The sequence below is a fragment of the Telmatospirillum siberiense genome, from assembly GCF_002845745.1.
GTDB classification, from domain to species: domain Bacteria; phylum Pseudomonadota; class Alphaproteobacteria; order Rhodospirillales; family Magnetospirillaceae; genus Telmatospirillum; species Telmatospirillum siberiense.
This window is the reverse complement of sequence record NZ_PIUM01000030.1, coordinates 26,369-43,385: the sequence shown is the minus strand read 5'-3', so window position 1 is coordinate 43,385 and position 17,017 is coordinate 26,369. Positions and strand designations below refer to the sequence as shown.

The window sequence follows — 17,017 nt, the reverse complement described above, 5'->3', positions numbered from 1 at the left end:
TTGGTGACACCGATGAGCAAGAGACCATTGTTGGACAAGGTTCTGGACCCCTCTGATATCCGGGGCATGAGCATTGAGGAACTGACCCAGTTGGCGGACGAGGTTCGCCACGACATGATCGAATCCGTCTCGCTGACCGGAGGACATCTGGGCGCGGGTCTCGGCGTCGTCGAACTGACGGTGGCCTTGCATCACGTGTTCGCCACGCCGGATGACCGGATAATCTGGGATGTCGGCCATCAAGCCTATCCGCATAAGATTTTGACCGGCCGGCGCGAAAGGATGCGCACGCTGCGTCAAGGCGGCGGACTGTCGGGCTTCACCAAGCGCACGGAAAGCGCCTACGACCCCTTCGGCGCCGGACACTCCTCGACCAGCATTTCCGCTGGACTGGGTATGGCCGTCGGCCGCGATCTGAAAGGCGCCTCGAACCATGTCGTCGCCGTGATCGGCGATGGCGCGATGAGTGCGGGAATGGCCTATGAGGCCTTGAACAATGCCGGCGCCATGCATTCGCGCCTGGTGGTCATCCTGAACGACAACGACATGTCGATCGCCCCGCCGGTCGGCGCGATGAGCAACTATCTCTCGCGTCTGCTGTCGTCGAAATCCTACCGTTCGCTGCGCCATTTGCTCAAGGATCTGGCCTCCATGTTCCCGCCGCCGCTGGAACGGGCGGCGCGCCGTGCCGAGGAATTTGCCCGCGGCATGGTTGCCGGCGGCACCTTGTTCGAGGAACTGGGATTCTATTATGTCGGCCCGGTCGACGGGCATAACCTTGAGCATCTGGTTCCCGTGCTGAAGAACGTGCGCAATGCCGGCGATGCGGCGCCGATTTTGGTGCATGTGGTGACCAAGAAGGGGCATGGCTACGCTCCGGCCGAAGCGGCGAGCGACAAATATCACGGCGTCGGCAAGTTCGATGTGGTGACCGGCGCGCTGGCCAAGCCGAAGGCCAATGCCCCCTCCTATACCTCGGTCTTTTCCAAGGCATTGCTGGAAGAAGCCCGGCATGACGAGAGAATCGTCGCCATCACCGCGGCGATGCCGGCGGGAACCGGATTGGACAAGTTCCAGACGGCCTACCCGAAGCGCTGTTTCGATGTCGGCATCGCCGAACAACATGCGGTAACTTTCGCCGCCGGCTTGGCCAGCGAAGGCTTCAAGCCGTTCTGCGCGCTTTATTCGACCTTCCTGCAGCGCGGCTATGACCAGTTGGTCCATGACGCGGTCCTGCAACATCTGCCGGTGCGTTTCGCCATCGACCGCGCCGGACTGGTCGGCGCTGATGGAGCCACCCATGCCGGCAGCTTCGACCTGGCCTTTCTGAGTTGTCTGCCCGATATCGTCCTGATGTCGCCGGCCGACGAGGCCGAACTGATGCATATGGTGGCCACCGCCGCGGCCATCGACGACCGGGTCTCGGCCTTCCGCTATCCGCGGGGCGAGGGGGTCGGCGTCGAATTGCCGGAACGCGGTCAGGTGCTGCCCATCGGCAAGGGCCGGATCATCCAGGAAGGGACCACGGTCGCCCTGTTGTCGCTGGGCACGCGCCTGGGCGAATGTCTGAAGGCCGCCGACGAACTGGCCGCGCGCGGCCTGTCGACGACGGTGGCGGACGCCCGCTTCGCCAAACCCCTGGACGAGGATCTCATTCGCCGTCTGGCGATGAATCACGCCTTGCTCATCACCGTCGAGGAGGGGTCGATCGGAGGCTTCTCAAGCCAGGTCCTGCATTTCCTCGCCCATGCCGGGCTGCTGGAAACCGGTCTCAAGGTGCGCCCGATGGTTCTGCCCGACGTCTTCCTCGATCATGACTCACCCCATGTCCAGTATGACAAGGCGGGCCTGAACGCCTCCAATATCGTCGCCCAGGTTCTGGCCACCATCGGACAATCCGGCATCCAGGCCCCGGCGAGGGCCTGATCGGTTCCCCCCCGCCTCCGTTGCGGCGGGCGGGGGGCTCGAGCAATTTGCGACCACGTTGGGTCACTTACCCTTTCGTCATTGCCGGGCTTGACCCACGGCTGTCCGGCACGGATCGTGCGTCGCCTCATTTGAGTGGTGAGCACAACCCAAAACCGTCATTGCCGGGCTTGACCCGGCAATCCATGGACCCCCGGATCAAGTCCGGGGGTGACGGAAAAAACGATGATCCAATACGATCGAAAACCGCTCTCGCCCTCAGATCCGATGAAACCGGTGAATGCCCATTCCATCGATGGTACGGCCAAGCAGGCCTCCCTCCACCAGATAATGGAGATGGGCGAGGCTTTCCCCGATCGCGAAGAAAAGCTGGTGGTGATCGAGCTCGCGGGGAAACATGATGGCCAGTAAATCGTAGGCCGATATCGGACGCCTGCAGGCGTCCAGCGTTTCCGCCAGCCGGTCCTGATGATGCCGAAGCAGAGCGTCGATCCGCTCATGCAGCCCGAAAAACGGCCGGCCATGCGACGGAAGCACCAGACAATCGGCAGGCAGTTCCCGGAACTTTTCCAGAGACTTCAAGAACAGACCGAGGGGATTGGCGTCAGGTTCGCTGGGCCAGACACTGACATTGGGGCTGATCGACGGCAGGAGCTGATCGCCCGAGATCAACACATTCCTCTCTTCGCACCACAGGCAGGCCATTTCCGGGGCATGCCCCTCACCCACCATGACCCGCCAGACATGCGGGCCCAGGTGCAGCCGGTCGCCATCGCGAAGCCGTCGGCAGACCGTTGGAATATGTTTTATCCGCGCGCCGTAGGCATTGCCCCGCTCGGCGACAAGCGTCAACAGGTCGGGACCGAACCCCGCCCCACGGTAAAAATTCAGCGATGCTTCCCGAAAGGCCTCTCCGGTATCGAGGCTCAGCATGCGGCCATAAAGCCACTCCGCCTGCGTCGTTTCCATCACGACCGGGAATTTACGGGTGAACCAGGCGGCCAGCCCCATATGATCGGGATGGAAATGACTGACGAGCAGTCGGGAGACGGGACGCCCCGCCATGGGGCCAGCCAATACGCCGCGCCATAAGTTCCTTGTCCTGTCGTCGGGAACACCGGTATCGACCACGGCCCAGGAACCGCCATCCTCGATCAGCCAGAGATTGATATGATCGAGAGCGAACGGCAACGGCATGCGCAACCACAGGAGCCCCGGCGCGAGCGCAATGACCTGACCGGAGGAAGGCGGGTCGGCAAACGGATAGTCCAACGGCTGGGGCCTTTCATCATCATCGTAAAGCCGCCGGCCAGCCCTCGCCCCGGGTGCTTCCGCCTCAGACCGGCTGCGGAACCGGCGGACGGATCATTTTCATCGCATCGATCAGCATGTCCACCACCTTTTGAAGATCGGAAATATGATCGGTATTGATGATCAGATCGAAAGTCCGGGGATCGTTCGAGCGTTCCTGAAAATGGTCCCAGACAAACTTTCCGCGATGGTGATTGACCTCCTCGACCCGCTTACGGGCAGCTTCGATATCGATGCCCTCGGTTTCGGCGATCCGCCTGGCACAGATGTCGTGCGACCCGGTGATCCGCACGCGCAGCGCACCGCTGTTCGCCAGAATCAGATGCGCCCCCCGCCCCAGGATGACGCCCCCACTACGCCCGATACTGACGATGACGTTGATCAGATGACGTTTATAGTGGTCCGCATTGAGATTTTGCCCCGTCACCAGCGAATAGAGCCAAAGATCCCGCAGATGACTGGCCCCCGCGTCGAGAGCCCGCATGGTTTCCGGCTCGGCGTCGAGACGCTGGGAAATCCGCTCGACAATGATGCGGTCGTAAACGTCAACGCCTAGTCGTTCAGCCAGAAGCCGCGCGACTTCGTCGCCGCCGGTTCCACAATCGCGCGAAATACAGACAACAGGCCGCTCCGGGGAAACGAGACGCGAGCCGTCGCTGGTGTTGATTGTGCTGACGATGGCCTGGATTGCTTCTTGGACGTCGGGCATGGCAGCCCCCTCTCTTTGGTGCAATCTCGGTGTCACCAAGATACCATGGCGAATTGCAATCCGCCATTCCCACCTAAAGTAGGGTGCGAGGAACAAGTCCTTGCCACCACGACGGAAACCGGCCGCAGCAGCGGTACTAGCCGAACAGTTTGTCGATATCGTCCTGGCTGACGCCCTGATTTTCCAACTGGGGACCGTTAAGCAGACGGGACTCGTCGTCGGGACTGACCTCCGCCGGAGTATCCAGTTCCTCGAAGGTATCGGCCCCCCAGATCTCGATCATCTTATTGACCCGATCTTCGATGTACTGGAGCGTCTTCACCACCTTGGTGATGCGTTGACCGGTGATGTCCTGGAAATTGCATGCCTCGAAAATCGCCACCACGGCCTCGCGGATGTCTTCCGAAACATGGCCGGCGAAGCCGTCGGTCGCCTGGGCCTGCAATTGCCCGGCCAAGGTATCGATCTTCTCGGCCGCTTCCAGGATACCGTTGGTCGCGCTCTCGGTGGAAGTGACGATGGCGTCCAACTCGTTGGTGACGGCGATCAGTCGATCGTCATCCGAATTCTGCGGACGGAGCGCCGCGATTTCGGCCTTGGTGTGCTGAATGGCCAGGGACAGGGCCCGGACCTCGTTCTTCAGCATGTTCACCTCGGCGCGGCTGCGCTCGTTCGGGGTTTCCGAAATCACCTGCTCGACGATTTCCTCGCCACCAGCGCCCTGTTTGATGCCCCGAACTTCTTCCCGCAAGGCGTTGATCGCGGCCAGGACCTCAGAGAGGTCGCCACTGATGGGAGGCGCGGCAAGCGCCATTCCCATGGTCTTGAGCCGTTGCATCTCCGCAGTGAACAGTTTTTTTTCAGCCACCTTGCCGGTCCCTCATGACAAGTAACAAACGGAAACGGCCTAGCTCCACCGGAATGCCGACCTTCAAAGTCGGCTCACTCCTGAACGGCTGGCGCCAATTCCCTGGGGGCGATACAAGCCCCCTCCACCCACGATCTGATGTGAGTGTCTTCGCCGATGATGTGTTCGACAAGCCAATTGTTCAGGAAATCCAACAATTCGTCTACCGCCGTGTGACAACCGGCCTCATATTGCCGCTGATATTTTTGTACACGCTCGGCAATTCGTTGATGTTGCTGGCGATGCTCTGCCAAACCGGAAAAGCCGCATAATTCCATCAACCGCTCTTCACGAGCGAAATGTTTGATTGTGTATTCGATCAGAACATTAAAAACGCTGCCGACGACATCCCGCGACTGCCCTTCTTCACGTGTTTCGGAGAGTTGGTTGAGCAAGCTGATCAGAACCTGATGATCGGCATCGATGTCGGCCACACCGATGGTGAACGTGTCCTGCCAGCGAATCAAAGACATTCCGGGCGCCCCCGCACCTTGTTGAAAAAATCCCCGTCGCCCTTCCTGAAACAGGTCGCGCAACCCCGCCATCCCTGTGCAGAACCGTTGATCCGGCGGAGAAGACCGGAACAGCCGCACCTGTCAGACACATCGGCGCTTCCCCATACACTAGTTCGCTGTTTGCCAGCAACATCCAGGAAGTCCTTGAACGCCCTTCTTCTGGCCAAAAGAACCGATTGGCGCCAGAATGGTGGAATACTGAGCGCCATGCGGGAGGGGATCAGATGACCTCCAGGCTGAAGATCGCTACTTTCAATCTTGAAAGCCTCGACGACCGGCCGTGCTGCGAAAGCGATTTTCCGGATCGCCTGGCCATTCTGCGCCCCCAGTTGGCAAGACTGCGCGCCGACGTTCTCTGCCTCCAGGAGGTCAACGCCCGCGCCGTCAGCCGTCGCGGCCCTCGCGACCTCGGCGCTCTTGACCAGCTGCTTGAGGGCACTCCTTACGCCGATTTTCACAGAACCGTCAGCACCAATCGCGCCGGGAAACGACCTTCGGATCGCCACAACCTGATCGTTTTGTCCCGCTGGCCCATCGGCCGGCACCGTCAGCTTTGGCACGATCTGGTCTCTCCCCCCCAATATTCTCCCGTCTTCGGAGGCGAGGGGATCGCCGTTGAGTGGGATCGGCCGTTGCTCTATGTCAGAATCGACGCGGGACAGTGCCATCTGCATGTCCTCAATCTGCATTTGCGCGCGCCCCGTGCCGCCTTCGTCGCCGGGCAAAAGGATCACGGCGTCTGGAAAAGCGTCGGAGGATGGGCGCAGGGATTCTTCCTGGCCGCGGTCAAACAAGCCGGTCAGGCCTTGGAGGCGCGACTTTTGATCGATGAGATCTTCGATGAGGACCCTCAGGCTTTGATCGCGGTTTGCGGCGACTTCAACGCACGGGACAGCGAGGTCCCGGTCCGTGCCATCCGGGGCGACGAGGAAGACACCGGCAACGGGCATCTGGCCATGCGCACCCTGGTGCCAATCGATCGCAGCCTTCCCGAAAGCCGGCGCTACTCGGCCATTCATCACGGACGCCCCCTCATGCTGGATCACATTCTCGTGTCGCGCTCGCTCCTCGGCTGGTATGTGGCGACCGAAGCGCATAACGAGGCTCTGGGTGATGAATTGATGTCGCCCGCACTGGTACACCGGCCTCCCGACAGTTACCATGCCCCGATCGTCGCCGCATTCGAGCCGCCGGACGCGTCTAGGGAATCATGGGCAGCAAGTGAATAAGAACTGGCGAATCGGCATCGATCTCGGAGGAACGAAGATCGAGGGGCTGGCAATCGATGCCCATGGTCGGGAAAACCTCCGTCTCCGCGTTTCGACCCCTGCCGGCGACTATCACGGCACGTTGTCCGCGATCCGTTCGCTGGTCGAGGACATGGAGGCCCGGCTGGGAGAGGGGGCATCAGTCGGCGTCGGCATCCCGGGCGCTCTATCACAGGCCACCGGACTGGTCAAAAACGCCAATTCCACCTGTCTGATCGGCCGTCCGCTCGACCGCGATCTGGCCGACGTCCTGAAGCGTCCCATCCGCCTGGCCAACGATGCCGATTGCTTCGCCCTCTCCGAAGCCACGGATGGCTCCGCCAAAGGCGCCCCTGTGGTTTTCGGCGTCATCCTCGGCACCGGCGTGGGCGGCGGCATCGTTATCAACGGCCGGTTGCTGTCCGGCCCCAACACCATCGCCGGGGAATGGGGCCACAATCCGCTGCCATGGCCCACGGACGGAGAGCGTCCCGGGCCCACTTGCTATTGCGGGCGCGCGGGCTGCATCGAAACCTTCCTGTCCGGCCCCGCTTTCTCCCGCGACGACGGACGCGGTCTTTCCGCCCGGGACATTTTGGCCGCCGGCGATGCCCAGACCGAGGTCAGCCTGGCACGCTATGAACAGCGTCTTGCCCGCGCGCTGGCCCATGTCATCAATATCATCGACCCCCACGTCATCGTGCTCGGAGGGGGGATGTCCAACATCGCCCGCCTTTACGAAACCGTTCCAAGGCTCTGGGGGCAGTGGGTCTTTTCCGATACCGTCCACACCAGTCTTCGCCCCCCCAAACATGGCGATTCAAGCGGAGTCCGGGGAGCCGCATGGCTCTGGCCGGCACCGGGAGGCGAGCCGGAAAGCGGATTTGCGGTCACGACAGAACCATCGGTTGCGCAAGATTGCGACCCGATCCCCGAGACTATCTGGTTGACCCGCGACCCTCCGGATCCGGATACGCCACCGCTGCCGGAACGACCGCTGCCTCCGCTTCGCGGAGAGGGAGAGGCGGAAAGCCCCCGCCCCGAGACGGACAGCCTTTCCCAGATGGAAATCAACCTGTTGTTGACCCAGCGGGAATTGATGGTCGCCAAGACCGAAGCCGCCTTGGCGGACGCCGCCAAATCTCGCTTCCTGGCCGCCGCCAGCCACGACCTGCGGCAACCCTTCCAGGCGATGAATCTCTATCTACAGGTTCTTGAGATGAGCAATCTCGAACCACGCGCCAGGACGGCGCTCTCGCTGCTGCATAATTCGATGATGGCCGGTGAGGAATTGCTCAAGGCGCTGCTCGATATTTCCGCGTTCGAAGCCGGCATGGTTTCATCCCATGTCACGGTTTTTCCGGTGACCGAGATCTTGCACGAACTGGCCGACGAATACCGCAACCTGGCCGACGAACGGGGTTTGAGCTTTCGCACCCATGCGATCGGGGCCCTGGTCGAAACAGACCGCGTCCTCGCCAAACGCATGTGCCGGAATCTGGTGCACAATGCCTTCCGCTACACGCAGAAGGGAGGAATTCTGATCGGCTGTCGCCGGAGGGGCAACCGTCTCCTCATCCAGGTATACGATACCGGTCCCGGCATCCCGACCGACAAGCTGCAGATGATTTTCGAAGACTTCTACCAGTTGGACAATCCGTCGCGCGACAAGACGAAGGGTCTGGGCCTGGGTCTTTCGATCGTCCAGAGGACGGCCCATCTTCTCGGCCAGAATGTCTGGGTGGCTTCGCGCCTCGGTCGTGGATCGGTCTTCAGCATCACCCTGCCCCTGGCGCCCCAGCAAGAAGACCCGCCTCCATCAGGGTGATTCGGCCGCGCGCCCGTTCGCCATCAGACGTTCGAAGGCCTCCGCTTCCGACGGACGGCTGATCAGATACCCCTGATAATGATGACAACCATGGATTTTGAGAAAATCCAGTTGGGCCTTCGTCTCCACACCTTCTCCAACGATTTCCAGACCGAGGCTCTGGGCCATGCCGATGATCGCCGAGACGAGCGCTCCGCCATCGGGATTGTCCGGCGCATCGGCGATGAAAGCCTTGTCGATCTTCAGGGCGTTGAAGGGGAAACGCTTCAAATACATGATGGACGCATAGCCGGAGCCAAAATCGTCCAGAGCCAGCCGGACTCCCATTTTTCGCAGGCGATCAAGGGCATCGAGGGCGTGACGGACATCCCGCATGAGCAGCCGTTCGGTAATTTCCAGCACCAGGGTCTCTGGGGGCAGCCCGGTTTCGGCCAATGCCGCGGCGGTCTCCGCGACAAAATCGTTCCCCACGAATTGACGATAGGAAACGTTGACCGCGATGGTCACGGCTTTCCCTGACGCGCGCTGCCAGTCGGCGGCTTGACGGCAGGCGGCTTTGAGGGCCCATCGGCCGATGGGGACAATCAGCCCGGTTTCCTCGGCCAGCGGAATGAAGGAGTCCGGCGGCACGGTGCCCAATTCACGGCTGTTCCACCGCAGCAGCGCCTCCATTCCGATGACATCGCCCGTCCGGACGTCGGCGATGGGCTGGTAGGCCAAGTGGAACTCCTGGCGCTCCAAGGCGTGCTGAAGCAACGCCTCCATTTCGACCCGGCGCGCGGCGCTCTCGGTCATTTCTTCGGAGAAGAAGCGATAGCATGCGCCGCCGGCGGCTTTTGCCCGATACATCGCCGCTTTCGCATGCTGAATCAAGTCCTCGGGCGCCGAACCGTTTTCGGGAAATATCGATATACCGACGCTGGCGCCGATATGAAATTCCTCACCATCGATTAAAAAGGGCCTGTCCAGCGCATCAATCATCCGGTGGGCCACCGCGTCCAACGGATGATCGCGCTTACAATCCGGCAATATGGCCAGGAATTCGTCGCCGGACAGCCTGGCGACCGTATCAGCGGTTCCCACGCAATCGGATAAGCGTGCCGCGGCATTGACCAGTAGACGATCGCCCACAGCGCGGCCGACAAGGTCGTTCACCTTTTTGAAGCTATCGAGATCGACATAAAGCAGGGCGACCCGGGTCTCATCGGGAAGGGCACGCACCATCTCTTGCGACAGGCGATCGATCGCCATCCGGCGGTTGGGCAGGCCGCTCACATGGTCGTAATCCGCCGGATAGACCAGGCAATCCTCCGCCTCCTTACGGTCGGTGACGTCGAGGGAGACGGTAACCACGGCGTCGATTCGACCGTCGTTGGCGAACAATGGCGTCTTTGAGGTCAAAAAGACACGTTCGTGGCCGAAAGCGTCCGATAGATATTCCTCAAAGGGGGGCTGCATTTGCCCCGTCTCCAGCACGCGCCGATCCAGCGGCGCGTGACGACGCCAATAGTCGGACCCAAATAGGCCTTCGACGGTGCCGTTCTGCACGTCCGGGCCCGACGCCAGAAGATTGCGGTAACTGTTGACCATCAGACAGCGCCCCTCGCCGTCGCTGGTGACGATAAGAGCGGGAACCGTATCGATCAGACGCCGCAACTTCATCTCGCTGCGCCGCAACGCCTCGGCCTGCTGACGCAAGGCCTCGTCAAGTTCACGTTCGAGCAAGGTGGCACGCTGGCGAATGATCCGGCGTTGACGGCCGATCGTCAGAAGATTGCCCGTCCGCGTCCGGAATTCCCGGTGATCTATCGGAGAAAGCAGAAAGTCGGTGGCTCCGGCTTCAAGAGCCCGGTACCGAAAATCCCGATCCTCATAGGCGGTGATGACGACGATCGGAATTTCCGGATCGGCGAGATCGCGGCGGCATCGCGTCACGAACTCCGCGCCATCCATCTCCGGCATATTGAAATCGGTAATGATCAGATCCGGCAGCCGTTCCCTCATGGCCGCCAGAGCCAATGCCGGACGATCGAACGCTACGGCCTCAGCCCCCGCCTCTAATGACCTCGCCAGACGACACAGTATATTTCGATTTGTGGCACGATCATCAACAACAACTATAAATGACAAAACCGACCCCCAACCGCATATTGTTCAAATTTTATTTTAAATAAAAATGAATAACTCGTTTTTATACTTATGAATGTTAATTCTATGCTATTTTATGCAATGCAGCAATGGATGGACTTCCCCAAAAACACTCACCGATGCTGCAAAAACGCATCCTTTCATCACACGTCAAATATCGTCATTGAGAGGCAACAATGCAAAACCACGCTCGTTCCCAAGTCATCAACTATCAGACTGCTCTCGATCAAACGTCCGGACAACAGGACAGCGGATCATGGCTAACCTCCATCTCCGATTTGCCGGAGTTGGACGTTTGCTACGAAGCGGAGGAAAAGATCCTTTGGCAATATATGAAACCGGCGGGCCGTCCGAGTTTCACCCTCGGATTGCTCCGCGATCTCGCCGCAGTGCTCGATGCCGTCGAAAAGTCCCACCTTTCCTCGGAACACTCACCAATACAGTACATGATTCTCGCCTCCCGCCTTGCGGGAATCTATAACTTGGGGGGTGACCTCACCCGGTTCCAGGAAATGATCAAAATAGGCGACCGGGAAGGCCTGCGCCATTATGCGCACAGTTGCATTCACGTGCAGCATCGGCGTGCCAGCCGCATGAATTTGCCTATTTGCACGATTGCCCTGGTCCAGGGCGACGCGTTGGGCGGCGGTTTCGAGGTCGCACTGGCTCATGATGTCATCATCGCCGAGAAAAGCGCGAAGTTCGGGCTTCCGGAAATTCTTTTCAACCTCTTCCCGGGCATGGGCGCATACAGCTTCCTTTCGCGCCGATTGGACGGGGCTCGCGCCGAACGCCTGATGACCAGCGGGCAACTTTATTCGGCCCAGGATATGTACGACATGGGGATTGTCGACGTCCTCGCCGAGGATGGGGCCGGCACACTCGCGGTATCTCGCTACATCGAACAGCACAGAAGGGCTTCGAAATCAAGAATGGCCATCGCCAAAGTGCGCGACATGGTCTCCCCGGTGACGTTGGAGGAGATGATGAATATCACCGATCTTTGGGTTGAGACGGCATTGACCCTGGATCCGCGCGATTTGCGCAAGATGCAGCACCTGGTAGCCGCGCAGGAGAGACGCGTCGCGCGCACCGATATCGTAGAGGACGAAACCCACCGGGCCAGCGCCTAATATGCTAGACCTTTCCGCTGGATGAGACCTGGTGCACCGCCTCGTTTCAATGAGTCAGCAAAGCCGTTGGGCGGATGGCGTATTTTGTTCGAGATAATGCGCCATCTCCCTACGGAAAATCGTTAACTCTTCCCGCGCGCGAACACAAAAGGATGGTCCGACGCGGGTAAAATCCCCCGTTTTGTAAACACTATCCTGGCAAAGGCGGGTAACCCCCCGGGCACCGACGTTGGCGGCGCAACTTCGCAAGGCATGACAATCGGCTCGAAACTGCAAATTGTCGCCACTGGCGGCGGAACGCTCCATGGCATCGATCAGATTCGAAGCATCTTCGATGAAATCCGCAGACAGTTCGCGCACCAACTGCCGGTCCCCCAGTTCCACCAGCGCATCGATGGTCGGCCAGTCGACCGGCAGATCGTCCGGGCCGGAATAGGACGGGTGTCTGGTCAGATCAGACACGTTGGCAAGCTCTCCGACTTCGCCCAACGGAAAGGCGTCACGAGTCAGCCGGTCTATCGTCGAAAGCAGAAGCCCCGCCACCACCGGCTTGGTCAGGTAGTCATCAATACCCGCCGCCTCGCATTCGCGACGCGTCTCGATAGTCGCATCCGCACTCAGGGCGACAATGGGTAAAGCAGGCAAATGCGGCGTCGCCATCCGATGCAGTTTGACGACCTCGGTCAACGGAATGCCAGGCATATTGACATCGGCCACCACGATATCCCAAGCCCCCTCGGCCATCGCATCCAGCAACGCATCGCCGGTTTCCACGATGGTTACCTGATGCCCCGCCTTTTCGAGAATCATGCGGATCACTTTGATGTTCACCCGGTTATCCTCGGCGATGAGCACCCGACGTGACATTTCGGCGGCCCCCGGAATCCCCTCATCGACGTAGAACCCCCGTCCCGCGAAAATCCGGCAGGCACGCAAGGCGTTGATCAACACCGGCTCCGCCGCATCGGCGTTGATGGAAACCAATGCGCCGGTCAAACGACCAGTGGGATCACCGACGACCAGGATAGGGACGCCCTGGATATGCGCTGTCGCGATAAGATCTTCCACCTCGCGCCCCTCTGTCTCGTCCAGCAGCAAAGCCGTCTGCTTGCGGATACTCGCCGTGGCCAGAGCCGCCTTGACCTGACTCGCGGCGGCGGGGAAGCTGACCCGCTCTACCAGCCCACTGACGCGTGAGGCTATCGCACGGTCTTTGCAGAAGGCGATCACATGCAAGGGAAACGGCAGAACCGGTTCGTAAGCGACCGGCATAAGCGGTAGATCAAAGGAAAAACGGCTGCCTTCGCCCACCCTGCTTTCCACCGCCAGGGCACCTCCCATCAATTCGGTCAGTTGCCGGGAAATGGCCAATCCCAAACCCGCTCCGCCAAACCGGCGGTTCATCGTATCCTCGGCCTGGGCGAAAGCGTCGAAGATCACCTCGAGCTTTTCTTCGGCGATACCGATACCGGTATCCTCCACTTCGAAGAACAGCCTGTCCCCCGATAACGAAGGACGGACCTGCACCCGCAGCATGATGCGGCCGCTGTCGGTGAATTTGACGGCATTGACCAGAAGGTTGGTCAAGATCTGTCGGATATGGGGCCAGTCGGCCTGAAGCACCGGAGGAACGTCAGATCCAAGGAAGACCAGCAGAGACAAGCCCTTTTCGGTCGCCTGATGACGCAGAACCGCAACCAATTCGACCAGATTGCGATGCAGATCGATGGTCTCGCGGACGATCACGGTCTTGCCGGCCTCGATCCGCGAAAAATCCAGAACGGAATCGATCAGGGAAAGCAAAGCCTGTCCGGACAGATAGGTGGTGCGAGCCATGTCGAACTGATCGTCGTCCAGCCTGGTCCGGAACAAGAGATCGGACATGCCGATGATCGCATTCAACGGTGTCCTCAGTTCATGGCTGATAATTGCCAGGAAACGACTTTTCGCGCGACTCGCCGCCTCCGCTTGCGCCTTGGCTTCCGTCAACTTGCGAATGAGCGATGCCGCATAGCCCGGAATAGCCACCAGACCGCCCAGCAAGCCGAATGACAACGCCGGATGATCTTTCCATGGCGAGGTGAAAGCGATGATCAGGGTGAACCCGCCGACGCCCATCGCCGCGGAAATCAAAAGATATTTCAGACCAAAGCGAAAGCCATTGCCGAGAATAACCCACAAATAAAGGGGGTAGAGGGCCGTGCCGGCTTCTCCGCCAAGAAATATATTCACGGAAATCATGCCGAAATCCGTCGACATGGCCAGGAAACGCCGCAAGGGATTCCGCGCAGGGCTGGCAAGGATCCACAGGACGTAGCCAATCGACAGAAACTCGTAGAAGCCGAAAATCCAACTGGGAGCATCGAGATCGATGCCCGGGATCGGAAGGGCTCCATCGACCAATCGGAAATAGAGATACAGACCGCCGACGAGCGCTACGCGGATCAGCGCCTGCTCATGTTCGCTATCGGAACGTTTGCTCAATCGTTCGAGTAACAGGTGAAACGCCTTCGCGAAACCTGTCATGCGGCACCTCGGTTTGGGTACTGGCTTTGCGATCGGCGTACCGCCATTGTTCAGCGATCAACGAGGCGATTTGCTCTTCTTGACAGCGGGAGGGACGACCTGTCCATTCTCCAGACGCCGTAGATTGCCGACGTTCCTGTTGTGATCGGTAAGCGATTTCGAAAAGACGTGCCCCCCCGATCCGTCAGCGACGAAATAGAGATCATCGACGGCCATCGGATGAAGGACGGCCTCCAGACTGGCTCGACCCGGATTACAGATGGGACCGGCCGGCAACCCTTCGACCTGATAGGTGTTGTAGGGGCTTTTCACCGCCAGATCATCGCGGGTCAACGGCCGGTCGAGAATGCCCTCGGCATTGCTCACGGCAAAAATGACCGTCGGATCCGATTGCAGCTTCATATGCAGCCGCAGCCGGTTGAGAAAAACGGCGGCGATATGGGGCCGCTCCTCTGGGATGGCGGTCTCACGTTCGACCACCGAGGCCAGGATGAGGGCTTCGATCTTATTGTTGAACGGCAGGTCGGGTGCGCGACGCCGCCACAACTCGTCGATCAGTTCGTTCATCGCGTGGGTCATCCGCGCCAGCAAGGCGTCACGGGTATCTCCCAGCGAATAAAAATAGGTTTGCGGCAGCAGACTTCCCTCTTCCGGGCTCTGTGCGGCGTTGCCTGTCAATCCGCCGGCCTGTCGCATCTGCGCCATGACCTGATAGACCGTCAGGCCTTCGGCGATGGTCAGCTTATGGACGACGGTCTGCCCACGGCGCATCATATCCATGATGGTGGCTATGCTGGCATGGGCCGGGAAATTATACTCTCCGGCCATCAGGGCTTGATGGCCCGACAGATGGACGGCTGTCAGAAACAGCCACGGATGATCGATGACATCCGCCTCTTGCAAGAGCGAGGCGATGTCGGCGGTTCCCGTTCCCCTGGGAATCACCACCGAGGCAGACTCCATAGCCGGCCCCGGTTGAGCGATTTTGGCTCGCCCCCACCACAACGCCGTCCCGGCCATCGCGATGATGATGACCAGAACGACCAGGAAACGGGCCAGCCAGCGGTTCATCGATGCATCAAACAGCCCTGAAAATCAGAGAAGCGTTGGTGCCGCCGAAACCGAAGGAGTTGGACAGAGCAACCCGCACCTTGCGCTGTTGCGCCACATGCGGAACCAAGTTGATGTCGCAAGCTTCGGAGGGGTTGTCGAGGTTCAGCGTCGGGGGAACCACACCATGGTTGATCGCCATGAGCGAATAAATCGCTTCGACGCTCCCGGCGGCCCCCAGCAAATGACCAATCGCCGATTTCGTCGACGACATCGCCAACTTATAGGCGTGGTCGCCGAACAACCGCTTCACCGCACCCAGTTCGATTTCGTCGCCGAGAGGCGTCGAAGTGCCGTGGGCATTGATGTAATCGATCTCTTCGAGAGCGATGCCGGCCCGTTTGACAGCCGCCCGCATCGCACGGAAGGCGCCGTTGCCGTCTTCGGCCGGAGCCGTGATATGATGGGCATCGCCCGACATACCGTAGCCGATGATTTCGCCATAGATCTTGGCGCCACGAGCCTTGGCATGCTCGTATTCCTCAAGAACCAGGACACCGGCGCCCTCGCCCATGACGAAGCCGTCACGATCCTTGTCCCAGGGACGGGATCCTTTGGTAGGCGTGTCGTTGAATCCGGTCGACAAAGCACGCGCGGCGCAGAATCCGGCAACCCCGAGGCGGCAGACCGCCGCTTCGGCACCGCCGGCGACCATCACATCGGCGTCACCGAACATGATCAGCCGAGAGGCGTCGCCGATGGCGTGCGCTCCGGTCGAACAAGCGGTGACCACCGCATGGTTGGGTCCCTTGAAACCGTATTTGATCGATACGTGGCCCGAGGCAAGATTGATCAGGCTGGCCGGAATGAAGAAGGGCGACAGCTTGCGCGGACCGCCTTCCTTCAGAACCAGGGCGCCATTGGCAATCGCCGGCAACCCGCCGATCCCCGAACCGATCATCACGCCGGTCTGTTCGCGGTCCTCTTCGGCTTCGGGCTTCCAGCCCGAATCCTCGACGGCCTCGATCGCGGCGCAAAGAGCATAGACGATAAAATCGTCCATCCTCCGGCGGTCCTTGGACGAACACACATCATCAGGATTGAAGAGATGCGGATCCCCGGTGCCGGTCGGCACGAGCCCTGCGATCTTCGCCGGCAAATCCGACGTATCAAAATGTTCGATGGCACGAATGCCGGATTCGCTCTTCGTCAAGCGATCCCAATTGGCCGTGACGCCGACGCCAAGCGGCGTGACCATCCCGAGCCCGGTGATGACAACTCGTCTCATGCGTTCCGCTTATCCGTTCCGAAAGGAAGACATCCGCGCCGACCGGCCACAAGCAGGCCAGCGCGGTGGGTATCGCCTTAACTATGCGACGAAATGAAGTCGATGGCGTCCTTGACCGTCAAAATCTTTTCGGCGGCGTCATCCGGAATCTCACAGCCAAACTCTTCTTCGAAAGCCATCACCAATTCAACGGTGTCCAGGCTATCGGCTCCCAGATCGTCGATGAAGCTGGCCGTCTCAGTGACCTTGGACTCCTCGACGCCCAGGTGCTCGACAACGATCTTCTTAACCCGCTCGGCGACATCAGACATTTGTAAAACCCCTCGAAAATCTTAGGTGGGCAGGAACTTGGGACTTAGGCGGTCGAGGCAAGCCGATCCCCCCCCGTCCGGAAAAAGAGCCGTTACGTAGCATACTTTTTTCAGCCTG

13 protein-coding genes are annotated in these 17,017 nt (G+C 60.0%); 4 read left to right on the top strand and 9 right to left on the bottom strand.

Annotated features, from left to right (window positions below; translation table 11 throughout):
• The first annotated feature begins 12 nt into the window (after nucleotides 1–12).
• Nucleotides 13–1,926 (top strand): 1-deoxy-D-xylulose-5-phosphate synthase, encoded by a 1,914-nt coding sequence (dxs, locus tag CWS72_RS21090; RefSeq protein ID WP_101252624.1) that lies wholly within the window; start codon nucleotides 13–15, stop codon nucleotides 1,924–1,926.
• A 258-nt stretch (nucleotides 1,927–2,184) separates the two neighbouring features.
• Here the strand turns inward: dxs and CWS72_RS21085 are convergent, their stop codons facing one another.
• The 4 genes from CWS72_RS21085 to CWS72_RS21070 all read right to left on the bottom strand — a co-directional run bounded on the left by CWS72_RS21085 (nucleotide 2,185) and on the right by CWS72_RS21070 (nucleotide 5,389).
• Nucleotides 2,185–3,198 (bottom strand): MBL fold metallo-hydrolase, encoded by a 1,014-nt coding sequence (locus CWS72_RS21085; protein ID WP_241911834.1) that lies wholly within the window; start codon nucleotides 3,196–3,198, stop codon nucleotides 2,185–2,187.
• Between the two features lie 64 nt (nucleotides 3,199–3,262).
• Nucleotides 3,263–3,946 (bottom strand): cytidylate kinase-like family protein, encoded by a 684-nt coding sequence (locus tag CWS72_RS21080; protein ID WP_101252622.1) that lies wholly within the window; start codon nucleotides 3,944–3,946, stop codon nucleotides 3,263–3,265.
• 136 nt (nucleotides 3,947–4,082) lie between these two features.
• Nucleotides 4,083–4,814 carry a protein phosphatase CheZ gene (locus CWS72_RS21075; RefSeq protein ID WP_241911833.1) on the bottom strand — a complete coding sequence of 244 codons (732 nt, stop codon included), beginning with the start codon at nucleotides 4,812–4,814 and terminating at the stop codon, nucleotides 4,083–4,085.
• A 74-nt stretch (nucleotides 4,815–4,888) separates the two neighbouring features.
• Nucleotides 4,889–5,389, bottom strand: coding sequence for a bacteriohemerythrin (locus CWS72_RS21070; protein WP_158240752.1), 501 nt, complete (start codon nucleotides 5,387–5,389; stop codon nucleotides 4,889–4,891).
• Nucleotides 5,390–5,592: 203 nt separating this feature from the next.
• Here CWS72_RS21070 and CWS72_RS21065 point away from each other — a divergent pair, with 203 nt between their 5' ends.
• Entirely contained in the window at nucleotides 5,593–6,597 is a 1,005-nt protein-coding gene (locus CWS72_RS21065; protein ID WP_101252620.1) for an endonuclease/exonuclease/phosphatase family protein, read from the top strand.
• On the top strand, nucleotides 6,590–8,443 hold the full coding sequence (locus tag CWS72_RS28730; RefSeq protein WP_338056213.1) for an ROK family protein: 1,854 nt from the start codon (nucleotides 6,590–6,592) through the stop codon (nucleotides 8,441–8,443). The genes CWS72_RS21065 and CWS72_RS28730 overlap by 8 nt, the downstream gene beginning before the upstream one ends.
• Here CWS72_RS28730 and CWS72_RS21055 read toward each other — a convergent pair.
• A complete protein-coding gene (locus tag CWS72_RS21055) occupies nucleotides 8,435–10,573 on the bottom strand; it encodes an EAL domain-containing response regulator (RefSeq protein WP_101252618.1) in 2,139 nt (712 codons plus the stop codon). The two genes, CWS72_RS28730 and CWS72_RS21055, sit on opposite strands and share 9 nt — an antisense overlap.
• A gap of 194 nt (nucleotides 10,574–10,767) precedes the next feature.
• On the opposite strand from CWS72_RS21055, the gene CWS72_RS21050 reads away from it, so the two are divergent.
• Entirely contained in the window at nucleotides 10,768–11,724 is a 957-nt protein-coding gene (locus CWS72_RS21050) for a crotonase/enoyl-CoA hydratase family protein (protein ID WP_101252617.1), read from the top strand.
• A 54-nt stretch (nucleotides 11,725–11,778) separates the two neighbouring features.
• Here CWS72_RS21050 and CWS72_RS21045 read toward each other — a convergent pair whose 3' ends face one another.
• The 4 genes from CWS72_RS21045 to CWS72_RS21030 all read right to left on the bottom strand — a co-directional run bounded on the left by CWS72_RS21045 (nucleotide 11,779) and on the right by CWS72_RS21030 (nucleotide 16,899).
• Nucleotides 11,779–14,250 (bottom strand): ATP-binding protein, encoded by a 2,472-nt coding sequence (locus tag CWS72_RS21045; RefSeq protein WP_101252616.1) that lies wholly within the window; start codon nucleotides 14,248–14,250, stop codon nucleotides 11,779–11,781.
• 57 nt (nucleotides 14,251–14,307) lie between these two features.
• Complete coding sequence (gene mltG, locus CWS72_RS21040) at nucleotides 14,308–15,321, bottom strand: endolytic transglycosylase MltG (RefSeq protein WP_101252615.1); 1,014 nt, start codon at nucleotides 15,319–15,321, stop codon at nucleotides 14,308–14,310.
• Between the two features lie 7 nt (nucleotides 15,322–15,328).
• A complete protein-coding gene (gene fabF, locus CWS72_RS21035) occupies nucleotides 15,329–16,588 on the bottom strand; it encodes a beta-ketoacyl-ACP synthase II (protein WP_101252614.1) in 1,260 nt (419 codons plus the stop codon).
• 77 nt (nucleotides 16,589–16,665) lie between these two features.
• Complete coding sequence (locus CWS72_RS21030; protein WP_101252613.1) at nucleotides 16,666–16,899, bottom strand: acyl carrier protein; 234 nt, start codon at nucleotides 16,897–16,899, stop codon at nucleotides 16,666–16,668.
• Between the last annotated feature and the right edge of the window lie 118 nt (nucleotides 16,900–17,017).

Bases quoted from the DNA above. Each gene is read 5' to 3' on its own strand.
- dxs (WP_101252624.1), top strand. From the start codon at position 13: ATGAGCAAGAGACCATTGTTGGACAAGGTTCTGGACCCCTCTGATATC.
- CWS72_RS21080 (WP_101252622.1), bottom strand. From the start codon at position 3,946: ATGCCCGACGTCCAAGAAGCAATCCAGGCCATCGTCAGCACAATCAAC.
- CWS72_RS21065 (WP_101252620.1), top strand. From the start codon at position 5,593: ATGACCTCCAGGCTGAAGATCGCTACTTTCAATCTTGAAAGCCTCGAC.
- CWS72_RS21050 (WP_101252617.1), top strand. From the start codon at position 10,768: ATGCAAAACCACGCTCGTTCCCAAGTCATCAACTATCAGACTGCTCTC.
- CWS72_RS21045 (WP_101252616.1), bottom strand. From the start codon at position 14,250: ATGACAGGTTTCGCGAAGGCGTTTCACCTGTTACTCGAACGATTGAGC.
- mltG (WP_101252615.1), bottom strand. From the start codon at position 15,321: ATGAACCGCTGGCTGGCCCGTTTCCTGGTCGTTCTGGTCATCATCATC.
- fabF (WP_101252614.1), bottom strand. From the start codon at position 16,588: ATGAGACGAGTTGTCATCACCGGGCTCGGGATGGTCACGCCGCTTGGC.
- CWS72_RS21030 (WP_101252613.1), bottom strand. From the start codon at position 16,899: ATGTCTGATGTCGCCGAGCGGGTTAAGAAGATCGTTGTCGAGCACCTG.